Source organism: Streptomyces sp. NPDC006463 (genome assembly GCF_042870715.1).
Taxonomy (GTDB): Bacteria; Actinomycetota; Actinomycetes; order Streptomycetales; family Streptomycetaceae; genus Streptomyces.
This window is the reverse complement of sequence record NZ_JBIAHP010000014.1, coordinates 1-15,277: the sequence shown is the minus strand read 5'-3', so window position 1 is coordinate 15,277 and position 15,277 is coordinate 1. Positions and strand designations below refer to the sequence as shown.

15 protein-coding genes are annotated in these 15,277 nt (G+C 71.7%); 8 read left to right on the top strand and 7 right to left on the bottom strand.

Annotated elements, in window-relative coordinates; translation table 11 throughout:
* Positions 1-49 precede the first annotated feature (49 nt).
* Complete coding sequence (locus ACFYOB_RS24875) at positions 50-616, top strand: hypothetical protein (protein ID WP_388563225.1); 567 nt, start codon at positions 50-52, stop codon at positions 614-616.
* A 14-nt stretch (positions 617-630) separates the two neighbouring features.
* On the opposite strand, the gene ACFYOB_RS24870 is transcribed toward ACFYOB_RS24875, so the two are convergent.
* Positions 631-1,386, bottom strand: coding sequence for an SIS domain-containing protein (locus ACFYOB_RS24870; RefSeq protein ID WP_388562911.1), 756 nt, complete (start codon positions 1,384-1,386; stop codon positions 631-633).
* Positions 1,387-1,597: 211 nt separating this feature from the next.
* On the opposite strand from ACFYOB_RS24870, the gene ACFYOB_RS24865 reads away from it, so the two are divergent.
* Both ACFYOB_RS24865 and ACFYOB_RS24860 read left to right on the top strand, forming a co-directional pair.
* A complete protein-coding gene (locus tag ACFYOB_RS24865) occupies positions 1,598-2,290 on the top strand; it encodes a metal-dependent transcriptional regulator (RefSeq protein ID WP_388562909.1) in 693 nt (230 codons plus the stop codon).
* Positions 2,291-2,577: 287 nt separating this feature from the next.
* A complete protein-coding gene (locus ACFYOB_RS24860; protein ID WP_388562907.1) occupies positions 2,578-3,468 on the top strand; it encodes an alpha/beta fold hydrolase in 891 nt (296 codons plus the stop codon).
* A 16-nt stretch (positions 3,469-3,484) separates the two neighbouring features.
* Here ACFYOB_RS24860 and ACFYOB_RS24855 read toward each other — a convergent pair whose 3' ends face one another.
* On the bottom strand, positions 3,485-4,402 hold the full coding sequence (locus ACFYOB_RS24855) for a hypothetical protein (RefSeq protein ID WP_388562905.1): 918 nt from the start codon (positions 4,400-4,402) through the stop codon (positions 3,485-3,487).
* A 252-nt stretch (positions 4,403-4,654) separates the two neighbouring features.
* On the opposite strand from ACFYOB_RS24855, the gene ACFYOB_RS24850 reads away from it, so the two are divergent.
* Positions 4,655-5,035 carry a hypothetical protein gene (locus ACFYOB_RS24850; RefSeq protein WP_388562903.1) on the top strand — a complete coding sequence of 127 codons (381 nt, stop codon included), beginning with the start codon at positions 4,655-4,657 and terminating at the stop codon, positions 5,033-5,035.
* A gap of 10 nt (positions 5,036-5,045) precedes the next feature.
* Here ACFYOB_RS24850 and ACFYOB_RS24845 read toward each other — a convergent pair whose 3' ends face one another.
* The 3 genes from ACFYOB_RS24845 to ACFYOB_RS24835 all read right to left on the bottom strand — a co-directional run bounded on the left by ACFYOB_RS24845 (position 5,046) and on the right by ACFYOB_RS24835 (position 8,354).
* The gene (locus tag ACFYOB_RS24845; protein ID WP_388562901.1) at positions 5,046-6,695 is read right to left on the bottom strand and encodes a transporter; all 1,650 of its coding nucleotides are present in this window, start codon (positions 6,693-6,695) and stop codon (positions 5,046-5,048) included.
* A complete protein-coding gene (locus ACFYOB_RS24840; RefSeq protein WP_388562899.1) occupies positions 6,692-7,537 on the bottom strand; it encodes an ABC transporter ATP-binding protein in 846 nt (281 codons plus the stop codon). The genes ACFYOB_RS24845 and ACFYOB_RS24840 overlap by 4 nt, the downstream gene beginning before the upstream one ends.
* A gap of 130 nt (positions 7,538-7,667) precedes the next feature.
* On the bottom strand, positions 7,668-8,354 hold the full coding sequence (locus tag ACFYOB_RS24835) for a bifunctional DNA primase/polymerase (RefSeq protein WP_388562897.1): 687 nt from the start codon (positions 8,352-8,354) through the stop codon (positions 7,668-7,670).
* Positions 8,355-8,568: 214 nt separating this feature from the next.
* On the opposite strand from ACFYOB_RS24835, the gene ACFYOB_RS24830 reads away from it, so the two are divergent.
* Together ACFYOB_RS24830 and ACFYOB_RS24825 are read left to right on the top strand one after the other, a co-directional pair.
* On the top strand, positions 8,569-9,951 hold the full coding sequence (locus tag ACFYOB_RS24830) for a transcriptional regulator (protein ID WP_388562895.1): 1,383 nt from the start codon (positions 8,569-8,571) through the stop codon (positions 9,949-9,951).
* A 118-nt stretch (positions 9,952-10,069) separates the two neighbouring features.
* Positions 10,070-11,341, top strand: coding sequence for a hypothetical protein (locus ACFYOB_RS24825; RefSeq protein ID WP_388562893.1), 1,272 nt, complete (start codon positions 10,070-10,072; stop codon positions 11,339-11,341).
* A gap of 48 nt (positions 11,342-11,389) precedes the next feature.
* Here ACFYOB_RS24825 and ACFYOB_RS24820 read toward each other — a convergent pair whose 3' ends face one another.
* Positions 11,390-12,724: an ABC transporter substrate-binding protein gene (locus ACFYOB_RS24820; RefSeq protein ID WP_388562891.1), complete on the bottom strand. Its 1,335-nt coding sequence runs from the start codon at positions 12,722-12,724 to the stop codon at positions 11,390-11,392.
* 208 nt (positions 12,725-12,932) lie between these two features.
* Here ACFYOB_RS24820 and ACFYOB_RS24815 point away from each other — a divergent pair, with 208 nt between their 5' ends.
* Together ACFYOB_RS24815 and purU are read left to right on the top strand one after the other, a co-directional pair.
* Positions 12,933-13,379 (top strand): hypothetical protein, encoded by a 447-nt coding sequence (locus tag ACFYOB_RS24815; RefSeq protein ID WP_328930318.1) that lies wholly within the window; start codon positions 12,933-12,935, stop codon positions 13,377-13,379.
* A gap of 14 nt (positions 13,380-13,393) precedes the next feature.
* Positions 13,394-14,272 carry a formyltetrahydrofolate deformylase gene (purU, locus tag ACFYOB_RS24810; protein ID WP_388562889.1) on the top strand — a complete coding sequence of 293 codons (879 nt, stop codon included), beginning with the start codon at positions 13,394-13,396 and terminating at the stop codon, positions 14,270-14,272.
* 86 nt (positions 14,273-14,358) lie between these two features.
* On the opposite strand, the gene ACFYOB_RS24805 is transcribed toward purU, so the two are convergent.
* A complete protein-coding gene (locus tag ACFYOB_RS24805) occupies positions 14,359-14,877 on the bottom strand; it encodes an EF-hand domain-containing protein (protein ID WP_388562887.1) in 519 nt (172 codons plus the stop codon).
* Positions 14,878-15,277 lie beyond the last annotated feature (400 nt).

Here is a 15,277-nt window from a genome sequence, read left to right as displayed (position 1 = left end):
GGACCTGACTCCCGGATCCTTCCCAGGAGCGGCCTCCGGCTTGGAATCCATGATCGAATTCGGCACACTGGACGCCATGACACGGGGGCGTACGGGCTTGATCATCGGCGGTGCGTTCGGCCTCGCCTTCATCGGGGTGAACGCCGGCGCCGTGTCGCCGCTCGCCGTCCCGCTGCGGCTGCTCGCCGTAGCCGCGTTCGTCGGCCTGTTCCTCACGCCACGGCCCCCGGTGGACCGCACCGTTGCCGACGGCGCTGCGGGCACGGCCTTCGGGCGGCGCTACTGGCTGGTGGTGGCCGCCGAGGCGATCGCCGCGCTGGCCGGGATCGTCGTTCTGAAGTGGGTACTCCATGCCCCGCACCTGACGGTGGCGTGGATCGCGCTCGTCGTCGGACTGCACTTCTTCGCCCTAGCGGCCGCGTGGCAACAGGCCTCGCTGCGTCTGCTCGGGGCCGCGATGTCGGCCTGTGGCGCCGCCGGACTGCTCCTCGGCGCGTCCGGTGCGGGAGCCTCGGCCGTGGCGGCCGTCGCCGGAATCGCCCCGGGCGTGCTGCTGCTCGCGTCCGTGTGGTGGTCCGCCCTCGCCGCGCGGCCCCGCGCCACCGCCGGTCACTGAGGGCCCGCCACCCCCTAGTGCCGGAAGAAGATCCGGTCCCCGTACTCCTGCATCACGCGGCCGTTCCACTCGTGGCCGCCGTCCACGTTGCCCGATCGCAGCAGCGGCGGCTCCACGCCGCGGGCGACGAGCTCGCCGGCCGCCGCGGCCATGACCGCCTGCATGATCGCGCTGGTCACGACGGTGGAGGCGGGGGCGAAGGGCGCGTCGATGCCGTCGAGGGTCAGCTCGGCGTCGCCGACCGCGATCTTGCTGTCGAGGACGACGTCGCAGTGGTCCTTGAGGAAGGTGCCCGAGACGTGCCGTGACTTGGTCCCGGTCGCGTACGCCACCGAGGTCACGCCGATCACCTTGAGGCCGATGGCGCGGGCGTTCATGGCCATCTCGACCGGCAGGGCGTTGCGCCCCGAGAGGGAGATGATCACGAGGACGTCGCCGTCGGAGGCGGGGCTGCTGTCCAGGACCGCGCCGGCGAGACCGTCGACCCGTTCCAGGGCGCTGCCCAGCGTCGCCGGCATGACGTCGACTCCGGCCGTGCCCGGTACGGCGAGGAAGTTCATCAGGGCCAGTCCGCCGGCCCGGTAGACGACGTCCTGGGCGGGGAGCGAGGAGTGCCCGGCGCCGAAGGCGAAGAGCCGGTTCCCGGCGGCGACGGCGTCGGCGACGAGGGAGCCGGCCTCGGCGATCCGCCCGCCCTCCTCGTTGCGGACCCGCTCCAGCAGGCCGATGGCGGCGTCGAAGAACTGACCGGCCAGCTTGCTCTCGCTCATGCGCCGAAGGCCTTCCGGGGGTGGGATGAGTCCGTGTCCGCCGCTCACCGTGCGGTCTGGACCAAGGGCGTGTCAATACGAACGTCAATCCCCGAACGAAAGGCGATGCGGAGATGTCCGGGAGGGGGCTTGACGCTCGGCACGGGACGGTTGTCGGCCCGATGCGTCAGAATTGGGGACAGGGCCAGCGCACGCTATCCGAGGGGCACGAATGTCCGGACTGATCGACACCACGGAGATGTATCTCCGCACCATCCTTGAGCTGGAAGAGGAAGGTGTGGTCCCCATGCGCGCCCGTATCGCCGAGCGGCTCGACCAGAGCGGACCGACGGTGAGCCAGACGGTGGCGCGGATGGAGCGGGACGGCCTGGTGGCCGTCGCCAGCGACCGGCACCTGGAGCTGACGGACGAGGGGCGGAGGCTGGCGACGCGCGTCATGCGCAAGCACCGGCTCGCCGAGTGCCTCCTCGTCGACGTCATCGGCCTGGAATGGGAGCAGGTGCACGCCGAGGCCTGCCGCTGGGAGCACGTGATGAGCGAGGCGGTGGAGCGGCGGGTGCTGGAGCTGCTGCGCCACCCGACCGAGTCGCCGTACGGGAATCCGATCCCGGGCCTGGAGGAGCTGGGCGAGAAGGCCGAGGCGGACCCGTTCCTGGCGGACGGCATGATCAGCCTTGCCGAGCTGGAACCGGGCACCGACGGCAAGACCGTGGTCGTGCGCCGGATCGGGGAGCCGATCCAGACGGACGCCCAGCTGATGTACACGCTGCGGCGGGCGGGCGTGCAGCCCGGCTCGGTGGTGAGCGTGACCGCGTCCCCGGGTGGTGTGCTGGTGGGCAGCGGCGGCGAAGCCGCCGAGCTGGAGGCGGATGTGGCGTCTCACGTGTTCGTGGCGAAGCGTTGACGTCGTAGGGATCCCGCCCGTACGGGTCGGTCCTGGTGTGGGCGGTCCCGGCGCCTCGCGGCGCCGGGACCGGTCCTCCCCTTGTGACCTGGAGCCCCGAGCTCTCAAGGTCGTCCCCTTCGGACCGTCTTCCCCGAGCGGCCCGCCTCCCTGTTGAAAGGATCTCCCTCGGCAGTGGCGGCCAATCCTTGAGCAAGGTCACTCGAAAGAGCGGTGTTGTCGGCGAGAAGCCTGTTTTCGAATGCGGGTTCGATAGTCTGGCCGGGAGCGAAGGGGGTGCATCTGCGGTGGTACAGCGCATCGATGTGACAGGGTCCGACGGCGTACGCCTGGCCGCCTGGGAGTTCCGCGAAACGGAATCGCATCGGGCGGCGGCCGAACCGCCGTCGGGTGAGACCGACTCCCGCCCGGCGGTGCTGTTACTCCACGGGCTCATGGGCCGCGCCTTCCACTGGGCCGGTACCGCGCGCTGGCTCGCCGAGCACCGCCGCGTCATCGCCCTCGACCAGCGCGGCCACGGCCAGAGCGACCGCCCGCCGGACGGTCCGTACACACGGGAAGCCTTCGTGGCCGACGCCGAAGCCGTCATCGAGCAGCTCGGTCTCGCCCCCGTGACGCTGATCGGCCACTCCATGGGCGCCCTGACCGCCTGGCAGCTCGCCGCCCGCCGCCCGGACCTGGTCGATGCCCTGGTCATCTGCGACATGCGCGCCTCGGCCCTCGGCGAAGCCTCGCAGCAGGAGTGGGAGGACTGGTTCCACCGCTGGCCCCTGCCCTTCCCCACCCAGGACGCGGCCCGCCGCTGGTTCGGCGAGGACGACCCCCGGGTGGAGCGCCCCGACCCCGGCCGGGGTGCCTTCTTCGCAGAGGTCATGCACGAGGCCGCGGACGGCTGGCGCCCGCTCTTCTCCCGCCGCCAGATGCTGACGGCCCGCGAGACCTGGGTCCACGACGCCCACTGGGAGGAACTGGCCCAAGTCCGCTGCCCCGCCCTCGTGGTCCGCGGCCTGGACGGTGAACTGGGCCGGGCCGAAGCCCAGGAAATGGTCCGCGTCCTCCCGGCCGGGCAGTACGCGGAAATCCCGGACGCGGGCCACTACCTCCACTACGACCAGCCGACGGCCTGGCGCGCCGCCCTGGAACCCTTCCTCGACGGCATCAAGGCAGCTCAGATCTGAGCCGTGCGGCGGCGGCTCAGGCCTCGATGCGCACCCAGCTGTCACCGGCGCGCAGCCACAGCGTGCCGTCACGTCCCTGGCCGCACCGCAGGACCACCCGGCCGGGGACGCTCACCCGCTCCTCCTCGGTGACCACGCACCCGTCGTCGACCAACTCGACGCGGGTCACAGCAACGGTGGGCTCGTCGTGCTCGCGGCTGGTGAGGACCGCACGGTTGCCGCGCACGGCGAAGCCGTCCGGTTCCTTCACCGGGCTGCGGTAGCTGGTGACTTCGCCGGTGGAGGGTGTGATCCGAGTGAGGAACGTACCTTTGGGGCTGTACCAGACCAGCCACACCAACTCGCCCTCCGTGGCCGCCGTACAGCCTTCCAGCGGCCAGTCGGGCAGTCTCCCGTCCGGTGCCCACGTGGCGAGACCACGGGTGTTCCAGCCCGCCAGACCGGCAGCGGACTCCGGGTGGTCCCCGTAGATGCCCTCGTCGCCGTAGGCGGTCCAGATTCCCCCGCTGCGGTCGGTGACCAGGGCCGGGATGTCGTCACCGATGCAGAAGGCGCCCTCCGGCCGGCCCTCGGGGGAGTACACGACGGCGTTCTTCCGCCACGCGCCCTCCCCCACGCGGTGGGTACGGCCTGACACGAGGAGGAACCGGGACTCCGGGAGGAGGGCCAGGTGGCTGGGCCGCACGTCTATGCCGAGGATCGGCGTACGCCGCTCTCCCCGACGCGAGACGACGACCAGCTCGGCGTCGAACGGCTGCTGAACGCGCCATCCGATCCAGCCCCTCGGATACTTCTCGCGGCTCAGGTACCGCTCCTGTACCAGCATCACGGCGAGCTCGCCGTCGGCCCCCGCACTCCACCACAGTGCACGCCACCCCGCCCGGACATCAGCGGGGGACAGGCTCCACACGACGGGCAGTTCGCCAACGGTCATGGGCATTCACCTTCATGACTCCGGGGGCCTACGCCGCCCGAAGATCGCCACGTTACACGCGGCCAGGGGCGGTGTCAGCGGGCTGTCAGCGACTTGTCCGGGGGGTGTCAGGGGGCGGCGACATGGTCTGCACGTCGCCAGGCAGCCACCGAAGAAAGAGGAACCCGGCATGAACGCCGCCGCCGCTACGGAGGGCGCGCCAGGCCGCCGTCGAGGCCGAGCTGGCCCGGCAGGGGGGTGCGGACCACCGTCATGGCCGAGAACGGCATGCGGCTCGACTGGGGCGGTCACGAGACCTGGGCCCCCGTGGGCGTCGCCCTCGCACTCGCCGTCCCCGCCGCGTTCACCCTCGTCGGGAGCGGGTGGGGCGTGACCCTCTCCTGGATCGTGCGGCCGCTCGCGATCCTCGTGAACTGCGTGATCCTCTACTCGAACCTGACCGCGGTCCCCTCCGTGACCGCCGCCTTCGCGAAGAGCGGCGGCGCCGAACTCGGGCGCATAGATGTCGCGTCCATGCTCGGCGCCGCCGAGAAGGGCTTCCCCCGCCGGGTCATGCCCTACCTCCAGAACCTCCGGCACGGCGTCGTCTTCGCCGGCTCCGTCGCGGTACTGGTCCTGCTCGCCGTCCGCTGAACGGTCGGCGTCAGCCCTTGCTCACCGACGCCAGGATCTCCGGCAGCCTCCGTGCCACCGTCGGCGCCGACAGGCGCAGGCCCGACCAGGTCGCCAGTGCGCCCCAGGCCGCGCCCAGCGGGAGCAGCAGCCAGGAGACGTCCTGGTGGTCCGCCACGTTGAGCCAGATCGTCAGGGCGATCACCGGGGCGCAGAGCAGCGCCGACGCCAGCATTCCGCCGAAGACGCTCATCCAGGCAAGGCCGCCCTGCCCCGGGGCGGCGTTCTTGAAGGCGCCGTCCGACGGGATCGAGTACGGGAAGCGGCCCGAGGCGATCGCCCCCGTGCAGAGCATCGCGCCCAGCAGCGCCAGGGCCAGGCCCAGGGCCGCGGGGAAGCCGGACCAGTTGCCGACCAGGGCGGCCGTGACCGCCGTGACGAAGACCGTGTACGGGACGGTGACCAGGGCCAGCGCGGCGGCGCGGGCGCGCAGCTCCACGTACGCGTCGCGACGGGTGGAGATGGTCTGCGCCACCATCCAGAACGCCGAGGTGTCCTGCCCGAACTGGTTGTACATCTGGACGCCGAGCATTCCGGCGCCGAAGCAGGCCAGGTAGATGGATCCCGTGCCCTGCAGCGCGTTGAAGACCGGGACGATCAGGCCGATCGCCAGCGCGGTCACGAAGGCCGACTTCGTCTTCGGGTCGCGGACCGTGTAGCGCAGGGTCCGCTGCATGGCCGCGCCCGTCCGGCCCGCCGGCAGCAGCGACCAGAAGCCGCCCGCGCCGCGTTCCTTCTCCGGCTTGGCGGCCGCGATCGTCGAGCCGTCCGGTGTGACCATCAGCTTGGTCAGGCTGCGCTCCCAGAACCAGAGCAGCAGGGCCAGCGCGCCGACGGTGAGCGCCAGCTGGGCCGCGGCGACCCCGTACGCGCCCTCGCTGGCCGAGTCCACCATGCCGACGGCGGTCGCCGGCGGCAGCCACCGCACCACCGCCTCGGCGGGCTCCAGCTGGGCCAGGCCGCCGGACTGGAACAGGCGCTGGCTGGCGAAGTTGACCAGCTGCGCGCCCACCGCGATCAGCAGACCGCTGAGCAGCGCCAGGTCGCGCCCCTTACGGCTGGTCAGCAGCCGCACGTTGGCCGTGGCCACCGCGCGGGCGAGGGTCACGCAGCCCAGCAGCAGCAGCGGCACGGCCACCAACGCGGCCGCGATGCCCGCGCCGCCCCGCGCGACGGCCAGTACCGAGCCGACCGCCAGGCACAGCGTGAACAGCGGTCCGATGCCGACCAGCGAGGAGGCCAGGAGGGCCCGTACGAGGGGACGCGGGCGCAGCGGCAGCATCACCAGCCGGCTCGGGTCGAGCGTCTCGTCCCCGCCGGGGAAGAACAGCGGCATGACGGTCCAGGCGAGCGCCAGGATCGCGGCCAGCAGCACGACGACCGTGCCCGCGTGGGCGTTGCCGTGCAGCATGGCCAGGCCGAGCGTGACGAAGAAGCCGACGACGAGCGCGAGGACCAGGGAACTGATCCAGGCGGCCTTGCGCTTGGAGGAGCCCTTGAGCCCGTTGCGCAGCAGCGACAGCTTCAGCCGGACGAACACGGCGGTCACCGGGACGGACCCGGCGGCGGTGGCCGCAGCGGCAGGTGTGGCGGGCGTGGCGAGAGCGCCGGTCGTGGTCATCGGGCGGCCGCCGTACCGGTGCCGCCGCCCAGCCAGTCCAGCGAGTCCCCGGCCGCGTCGCGCCCGTGCGCGCCGACCAGTTCGAGGAAGGCGGCCTGCAGGGAGGGCGCGGAGCCCCGTACGTCGGCCAGCGGGCCCGCGGCGCGGATCCGCCCGGCGGCCATGACGGCCACCCAGTCGCACAGCGACTCGACGAGCTCCATCACGTGGGAGGAGAAGACGACCGTGGCGCCGGAGTCGGTGTAACGTTCCAGCACTCCGCGGATGGTCTGCGCGGACACCGGGTCCACGCCCTCGAACGGCTCGTCCAGGAAGAGCACTTCGGGGTTGTGCAGCAGTGCGGCCGCCAGGCCGATCTTCTTGCGCATGCCCGTCGAGTAGTCCACGACCAGCTTGTGCTGCGAGCCCGCGAGGTCCAGGACGTCCAGCAGCTGCGTCGCCCGCTTGTCCGTCTCCTCGCCCGACAGCCCGCGCAAGCGGCCCATGTAGCCGAGCAGTTCCCGCCCCGACAGCCGCTCGAAGAGCCGCAGCCCCTCCGGCAGTACGCCGATCCGCGCCTTCACCTCGACCGGGTCCGCCCACACGTCGTGCCCGGCGACCAGCACCCGCCCCATGTCCGGGCGCAGCAGCCCGGTCACCATCGACAGCGTCGTCGTCTTGCCCGCCCCGTTCGGGCCGACCAGCCCGATGAACTTGCCCGCGGGCAGTTCCAGGTCGATCCCGGCGACGGCCACCTGCTCGCCGAAGCGCTTCCACAGACCTTCCACCCGCACGGCGGACGGCGCGGATCCCGCGCCACCCGTCCCGTACGTCCCGCTCGTCGCATCACCCTGGTCCGGCATGCGCCTGCCTCTCGTCACACGTCCCCGTTGGTCGTACTTCCTCACCATAGGAGGACGGGAAGAGGCCTGAGCAGTTACTTATGTCATCAGTTTCCGGTCAGTAATGTCCCTGTCCGCAAAGTCGCCGGGGTCAGCCCTGGCGCCGCTTGCGCTCGGCCGCCGCCTCGCTCCCGCACGCGTACGCCAGTACGTCGATCAGCTCCTCGGTGTCCGGCAGCCACCGGTTCGCCGGCGTGGGCCGACGCGCCCACTGGACCGAGCCCCGGCCGCCGAAGCGGGTGGGCGGGGCGGCCACGTACTCGCCCTCGCCCCGGGCGGCGAGGTCGATCGCCGACGGAGTCCAGCCCAGCTTGCGCACCAGGTCCGTCATCTTGGCCCCGGCGCCGGGCAGGACGAAGAACAGCATCCGGTTGTCGGGCGCGAGCGCGACCGGTCCGATCGTGCGCTGCATCCGCTCCAGCCGCGCCAGGGCCAGGAAGCCGGCGGTGTCCGGCACGTCCAGCGCGTCGAACGTCCGGCCCGTCGGCATCAGGATCGAGGCCTCCGGGTTCTTCGCCCAGATCCGCCGGACCTGCACCGCGCTGCCGGTCGCCAGTGCCGCCCAGTCCTCCACCGCCGGGTGGGCGCCGGGCGCTACGCAGTCCTCCGCCCCACAGGAGCACAACTCCCGCCCCTCGGCCGCCTCCAGCCAGGTGCCGGCGAAGACGTCCCAGTGCCGCTCTTCCGCGTACCGCACGGCATGGTCCAGCAGCTGCTCCCCGCGCTGCTTGGGGATGGGTGCGGTCTTCGTGACTGTGATGGTCTCTTCCACTCCCATCACAACTGCCCGGGTCACCCGGGGTTACGGGCGTAAACCGGCCGGCGGGCGGAGCATCGATCCTGCATACGGGGCGCACTGATGCACGTGCGGGGGCGCGTGGGAGGGCGGGGCGCGGTCGCTGGGTAGCGACAAGACGCAGAGCGGAAGATTCTCCGTGCATCAGGCGGGAAGTGATCATTCCGACGATCACCCGCGGCCTCAGGGGGTTTTCATGGCAGCCAGGCCTCTCGTCGCCCGCCAGCCGAACGAACGGCTGCAGGCGCTCATCCAGGAAGCCGGGTGCTCCAACGCCGGGCTCGCCCGGCGCGTCAACATGTGCGGCTCGGAACACGGTCTCGACCTCCGTTACGACAAGACCTCAGTGGCCCGCTGGCTGCGCGGCCAGCAGCCGCGCGGCCGGGCCCCCGGGATCATCGCCGAGGCGATCGGGCGCAAACTCGGCCGGGCCGTCACCATCGACGAGATCGGCATGGCCAACGGCAAGAACCTGGCCTCCGGCGTCGGGCTGCAGTTCTCCCCGACCGTCGTCGGCGCCATCGAGCAGGTCTGCGAGCTGTGGCGCAGCGACGTGGGCCGGCGTGACTTCCTGGCGGGCTCCAGCGTGGCCGCCTCCGCGCTCGTCGAGCCGAGCCGCGACTGGCTGATCACCGGCGCCGACACGCAGGTCGCCCGCAGCGTCGGGTCGCGGGTCGGCATGTCCGACGTCGAGGCCGTACGGGCCACCACCGAGGCCCTCACCGAACTCGACCACCGCTTCGGCAGCGGGCACGTCCGGCCCGTGGTCGTGCACTACCTCAACTCCGTGGTGTCCGGACTGATCGGCGGCTCGTACCGGGAGCCCGTCGGGCGCGCCCTGTTCGCAGCAGTGGCCCGGCTGACGGAACTCGCGGGCTACATGGCGGTGGACACGGGCCAGCCGGGCCTGGCCCAGCGCTACTACATCCAGGCCCTGCGGCTGGCCCAGGCGGCCGGCGACCGGGCGTACGGCGGGTACGTGCTCGCGGCGTCGATGAGCCACCTCGCGGCGGAGCTCGGCAACCCGCGGGAGATCGCGCAGCTGGCGCGGGCCGCCCAGGAAGGGACGCGGGGGCAGGTCACCCCGCGGGTGGAGGCCATGTTCTACGCGGCCGAGGCGCGCGGGCACGCGCTGCTCGGGGACACCCGGGCGACGGCGGTGCTGTCGTCGCGGGCCGTCAGCGCGCTGGAGCGGGCGGAGCCGGAGTCGGGCGACGACCCGGTGTGGATCCGCCACTTCGGCCAGGCGTACCTCGCGGACGAGCTGGCCCACTGCCACCGGGACCTGGGCCAGGCCGAGGCGGCGGGCCGGCGGGCGGAGGAGGCGCTACGGGGTCTCCCGGAGGGCAAGGCGCGCCGCCGGGCCATCGGGCTGCTGCTGCTGGCGGCGGCGCAGGTGCAGCAGCGGGAGGTGGAGCAGGCCTGCCACACGGCCACGAAGGCGGCGGATCTGCTGGAGGGGCTGCGCTCGAACCGGGGCACGGAGTACCTGGACGACTTCAGGGCGCGGCTGGAGCCGTACCGGGACGAGGCGGCGGTGCGGGAGTTCGGGGCGCGGCTGGACGCGCGGGTCGCCTAGCGGGCCCGGCGGGCCCGGCCCGGTCCACGGTGATTCGGCCGACATTGGCCATCAACCACGGGGACGGTAGCGTGAGCCGACGGTTCCGTAGGTTCGGGCAAGTCGGAGAAGGAGTCCCGTGACGGAGAACGGACAGGGGAGCGCCCCCCAGCCGGGTGCCCCGTGGGGTCCGGACCCGGCGTCCGGCTACCCGGAGCATCCCGGGCAGCAGCAGGCGGCGCCCGGCCACGTTCTGGGGCCCGGGTACGAGGGGCCGGGGGCTCCGCACGGCTACGGCTATCCGCCGCTGCCCGAGGCGGCCACCCAGTACATCGCGCCGGTCCCGGCGGCCCCGGCACACGACGAGGCGGCGACGCAGTACATCGCGCCGGTGCCGGCGGCCCCGGCCGCCCCGGCACATCACGAGGCGGCCACCCAGTACATCGCGCCGGTCCCGCCGGCCCCGGCCGCCGCGGCACACGACGAGGCGGCCACCCAGTACATCCCGCCCGTCCCGGCGGCCCCGGCACATCACGAGGCGGCGACCCAGTACATCCCGCCGGTTCCCGCCGCAGCCGGGGCGGAGCCGTTCGAGCCGTTTGACGGGTTGTTCCGCGGCGACGACTCCGCCGGGCACACCCAGCACCTGCCGCCGATCCAGGAGCCGGTGCTGCGCCAGCCGCCGCCGCGCCCCTACCCGCCGCGCGCGCAGGCTCCCGTACCTCCGCAAGCGCAGCTCCAGCAGCCGCAGTACGCGCCGCCCCCGCCGCCGGAGCCGGCCCGCAAGATCTCTCCCGCGATCATCGCGGCGGTGATCATCGGCCTGGTCGTCGTCGGACTCGGCGTCGGCTCGCTGCTCGGCGACGGCAAGCCGCAGAACAACGACCCGGGCGCCGTGCCCGTCGCGCCCAGCGCGAGCGGTGCCACGTCGGCGCCCGTCGGCGAGGCCCCCGTGGACCCGGCCCGCCCGCAGGCCGTCCAGCTGGACAAGCTCCTCGCGGACAGCAACGACAGCCGGGCCTCGGTGATCAAGGCCGTGGACGACATCAAGAGCTGCAAGAACCTCGACCAGGCGGCCGCTGACCTGCGCGACGCGGCCCGTCAGCGCGAGGAGCTCGTCACCCGCCTCCAGGAGCTCAAGGTGGACAAGCTCCCGGAGAACGCGAAGCTGACCGCCTCCCTCACCAAGGCCTGGCAGTCCTCCGCGGCCGCCGACAACAGCTACGCGGCCTGGGCGGACGACGTGGACGACGACAAGTGCAAGGACGGCAAGGCCAAGAACTCCGAGAACGCCGTCGCCGGCAACAAGGCGAGCGGCGAGGCGACGAGGGCCAAGGAATCGGCCGCGGTGCTGTGGAACAACATCGCGGCCAAGTACGGACTCACCAAGCGCGACAAGTCGCAGCTTTGAGACCGTCAGCCCCCTCCCCGGGGAGGGGGCTGACGGGCCCGCCGGGGCTCAGGCCGCCCGGGGGGCCTGTTCCAGCGTCGACGTCATGTCCAGCGAACCCTCGCCCTCCTGGGCGACGAGCCGGCCGGACTGGACGATCTGGAAGGTGACCCGGCCGTTGACGATGCGGGGGAAGCCGGCGACGGCGCGCATGTCCTGGTAGCGCCAGCTCAGGTCCGGGGTGAGGCCGCCGGTCTTGATCGCCTGCGACTGGTTGAGCATGCGCCCGACCTTGCGGGCGGTGATGTCCTCGTCCTCCTTGAAGCGCTTCACGACCTCGCTCAGCACGGTGTACGCGATCCAGGTGGTCTGCGCGCCGGTGTCGTCGGGGTCGACGGTGTCGTCGCCGAACGCGTAGTCGGCGATCACCTTGCGCATCGGCTGCCAGAGCGGGTCGCCCGCCACCGGGTACCAGCTGGTCAGGAACGCGCCCTCGAAGGGGCTCTCCTTGCCGCCGGTGCGGTCCACCAGGGACTGGCTGACGCTGCCCAGGACCGAGGAGATCTGCAGCTTGCGGTTCTGTGTGTCGGCGGCCCGGCGGAAGGCGTCGAAGAACGTCTCGGTGCGCTCGCCGAGCACCGCCGTCACACAGCCCTTGCCCTTCTCCTTGGCGTCCTTCGAGTCCTTGGAGTCCTTGGCGTTGGCGGTACCGGCGGAGGAGGTGGAGGTGGTGTTGGAGAGGGCCTCGCGGGCCTGCGGGGAGAAGTCGGCGGAGTCCTCGGCGGCCCGGATGTCGGAGGCGTCGGCCAGCTTGTTGGCCTTGAGGCCCGCGTTCAGCAGGACCGGCATCGAGTCGCCCGCGAGGGTGTCGGGGCGGACCAGGGCGACCTGGGTGCACGTGCGGGCCAGCTGGTGGCCGGCGCCGGCGAGGAGCACGGGCTGGCCGCCGTTGACGGGGTAGGAGAGGGTCGACTGGAACTCCTCGGACGTGACCCCGTACCCCCCGATGAACGGGATGCCCTCGGCCTCCAGCGGGGCCATGAAGGCGCGTCCGTGCTGGCTGTAGGAGCCGACCACGGCGATGGCCTTCTCCTTGACCGCCTTGCGGGCGCAGTCGGCGGCGCCGGTGGGGGTGTTCTTCTCGTTGCAGGTCAGTACGCGGAGTTTGCGCCCGTTGATGCCGCCCTTGGCATTGACCCAGCGCTCGTACGCCTTGGCCATGCCGGGCATTCCGGGCATGTTCGTCGCTTTGGTGTCCTCGGGTGCGAACGTCATGACGGTGAGGGTGTCCCCGGAGCCCCCCGTGCCTCCGGGGAGCGCCCCGCACCCCGCGATGAGACACGCACCCATCGCCGTGGCCAGGAAAGTTCGGGTGAGGGCTGCTGCGCGTCGCCGATCGGTCATGTCCATGCACCATTCCGCCCCGCAGGGAACTGGAGAGTGAGATGGACACAACGTTGAGTGACGCCCAGGTGAATTACCGGGGGGAAGTTGATATTCCGTTTGTTCACATGCGCCTCAAGATCCCGGAGAGCGGGAACGTACGATCGAACGCGTGACATTCGCCCAAGGTTCGAAGAACCCTTCCCGACGCGGTGGCCGCTCCTCCACCATGGGCGGCATGCCCCTGAACGACATGCCGTGGTGGCGCTGGCGCAGCAACGTGCGCTCGGCGCTGCACATGCTCTCCGACCCCGCCTTCCACGAGGACACCTGGCTGGCCGGCGCCGAAGGGTACGGGGACGTCACCGACGCCGTGTACCGGCTCGTCGAGGACACCTGGCTCGACAGCTGGTCCGCCGAGAAGTACGTCGGCACGATCTTCCGCGACTCACAGGAGGCGGCCCTGGTCGACCTGGCCGTGCTGCGGGTGCTCCGCATCCTGCACCAGGTCGGGCCCGACGCACCCGTTTCCGTCTACCTGGAGCACCACGCCTGGCCCGAGGCGGTCCGTGCCGCACGTGAGGCGCACGTACGGCTGGCCGTCGCGGACGGGGACGATCCGGACGTCCGGCCCACGTCGCTGGAAGTGCTGAGGATCCTCACCCGCGCGGTGTGAAAGGCTATGCGGTCATGAGCGACCCGCAGCCCGAGGCACAGCCGCAGCCCCAGTACGTTCTTACCGTGTCCTGCCCTGACAAGCAGGGCATCGTGCACGCCGTGTCGAGTTACCTCTTCATGACCGGCTGCAACATCGTGGACAGTCAGCAGTTCGGAGACCGGGAGACCGGACTCTTCTTCATGCGGGTGCACTTCGAGGCCGAGCCTGCCGTGACGGTGGAGAAGCTGCGCGCGAGCTTCGCCGCGATCGGCGAATCCTTCAGGATGGACTGGCAGATCCACCGCTCCGACGAGCGCATGCGGATCGTGCTGATGGTGTCGAAGTTCGGCCACTGCCTGAACGACCTGCTGTTCCGCACGCGGATCGGGGCCCTGCCCGTCGAGATCGCGGCCGTGGTCTCCAACCACACCGACTTCGCGGAGCTGGTGAGCTCGTACGACGTCCCGTTCGTGCACATCCCGGTGACGAAGGACACGAAGGCGGCGGCGGAGGCGGAGCTGCTGAAGCTCGTGCGCGCCGAGAACGTCGAGCTGGTCGTGCTCGCGCGGTACATGCAGGTGCTGTCCGACACCCTGTGCAAGGAGCTGAGCGGGCGGATCATCAACATCCACCACTCGTTCCTGCCGAGCTTCAAGGGCGCGAAGCCGTACCACCAGGCGCACGCGCGAGGTGTGAAGCTGATCGGCGCGACCGCGCACTACGTGACGGCGGACCTGGACGAGGGGCCGATCATCGAGCAGGAGGTCGAGCGGGTCGGCCACGAGGTGACCCCTGACCAGCTGGTGGCGATCGGGCGCGACGTGGAGTGCCAGGCGCTGGCGCGCGCGGTGAAGTGGCACAGCGAGCACCGCGTCCTCCTCAACGGCAGCCGCACGGTGGTCTTCGCGTAGCCCTGGGCGGGTCGACTCGGCCGGCTGCCGGGGGCACACCCCCCGGCACCGGCCCGGCACCGGCCGCGGCTCCGCGAAACCCGCCGTCAGGCGTCCGGCGCCTCCACCCCGCAGTAGCCCGCGAAGGCCGTCAGGATCTCGTCCTCCGAGATGCGGCCGTCGCCGTCGGCGTCCAGGGCCGCCGCCACCTGCGTGGCCAGTTCCGGCGGAGTACCGAGGACCCGCAGGACCCGCGCCGCGGCTGCGGGGGCCGCGCCGCCGCCCTCTCCGTCGGCCACCGCGATCACGGCCCGCAGGAACGGCCGCGCGATCTCCGCGAACCGCTGGGGGCTGTCCCGCAGCCGCTTCGCCGCCCCGGTGATGAACTCCTCGCGGGACACCCGCTGGTCCCCGTCGACATCCGCGATCCCGGCCATCCCCTGCCAGAACGCCTCGGCGCCGGCGAACACGGCCTGGCCCTTGTCCGACCGGGCGGTGGTACCGAATTCGGCCAGGACGGCCTTCGCGGCCGCGCTGAAGTCCTCCCGGTCGATATAGCCGGACCCGTCCTGGTCGAAGGTGGCGAATCGGGCGGCGATCTTGCGCTCGTATTCTGCGCTGTCCATGTTCGGCGTTCCGCCTTCACGTGTGCGGTGGGTTCAGATCAAGACAGGCAGGAGCGTAAGGCCTACGTGGCCTGCGCGTTAAGCGAAGTGGTCAAGGAGGCGGCCGCATCGAACCCGCGCACGGGGAGCGCGGCGGGGCGCGTACGCATGTGCGCATGTGCCGCCGCCAGTACCACGGTTCACGCGCTGCCACGCGCCTAACACGGAGGGTTCACTTCCGGAGTGACCTTCCCGCAAAGCGGGCGCACCTGCCCATGTGGCCATTACATTCGATGCGTCGACACACGGCTGGGGGCACCATGCCTAAGAGCTCGTAACAGGATCTTGTTGAGATGCCCTGGTCGGGCGTAACCGGTGTGATGAATCGGCCGTTCGTGAGTGTGTGAGCACTCGGCCGTGG

Bases quoted from the DNA above. Each gene is read 5' to 3' on its own strand.
- ACFYOB_RS24875 (WP_388563225.1), top strand. From the start codon at position 50: ATGATCGAATTCGGCACACTGGACGCCATGACACGGGGGCGTACGGGC.
- ACFYOB_RS24870 (WP_388562911.1), bottom strand. From the start codon at position 1,386: ATGAGCGAGAGCAAGCTGGCCGGTCAGTTCTTCGACGCCGCCATCGGC.
- ACFYOB_RS24865 (WP_388562909.1), top strand. From the start codon at position 1,598: ATGTCCGGACTGATCGACACCACGGAGATGTATCTCCGCACCATCCTT.
- ACFYOB_RS24855 (WP_388562905.1), bottom strand. From the start codon at position 4,402: ATGACCGTTGGCGAACTGCCCGTCGTGTGGAGCCTGTCCCCCGCTGAT.
- ACFYOB_RS24850 (WP_388562903.1), top strand. From the start codon at position 4,655: ATGGCCGAGAACGGCATGCGGCTCGACTGGGGCGGTCACGAGACCTGG.
- ACFYOB_RS24845 (WP_388562901.1), bottom strand. From the start codon at position 6,695: ATGACCACGACCGGCGCTCTCGCCACGCCCGCCACACCTGCCGCTGCG.
- ACFYOB_RS24840 (WP_388562899.1), bottom strand. From the start codon at position 7,537: ATGCCGGACCAGGGTGATGCGACGAGCGGGACGTACGGGACGGGTGGC.
- ACFYOB_RS24835 (WP_388562897.1), bottom strand. From the start codon at position 8,354: ATGGGAGTGGAAGAGACCATCACAGTCACGAAGACCGCACCCATCCCC.
- ACFYOB_RS24830 (WP_388562895.1), top strand. From the start codon at position 8,569: ATGGCAGCCAGGCCTCTCGTCGCCCGCCAGCCGAACGAACGGCTGCAG.
- ACFYOB_RS24820 (WP_388562891.1), bottom strand. From the start codon at position 12,724: ATGACCGATCGGCGACGCGCAGCAGCCCTCACCCGAACTTTCCTGGCC.
- ACFYOB_RS24815 (WP_328930318.1), top strand. From the start codon at position 12,933: ATGGGCGGCATGCCCCTGAACGACATGCCGTGGTGGCGCTGGCGCAGC.
- purU (WP_388562889.1), top strand. From the start codon at position 13,394: ATGAGCGACCCGCAGCCCGAGGCACAGCCGCAGCCCCAGTACGTTCTT.
- ACFYOB_RS24805 (WP_388562887.1), bottom strand. From the start codon at position 14,877: ATGGACAGCGCAGAATACGAGCGCAAGATCGCCGCCCGATTCGCCACC.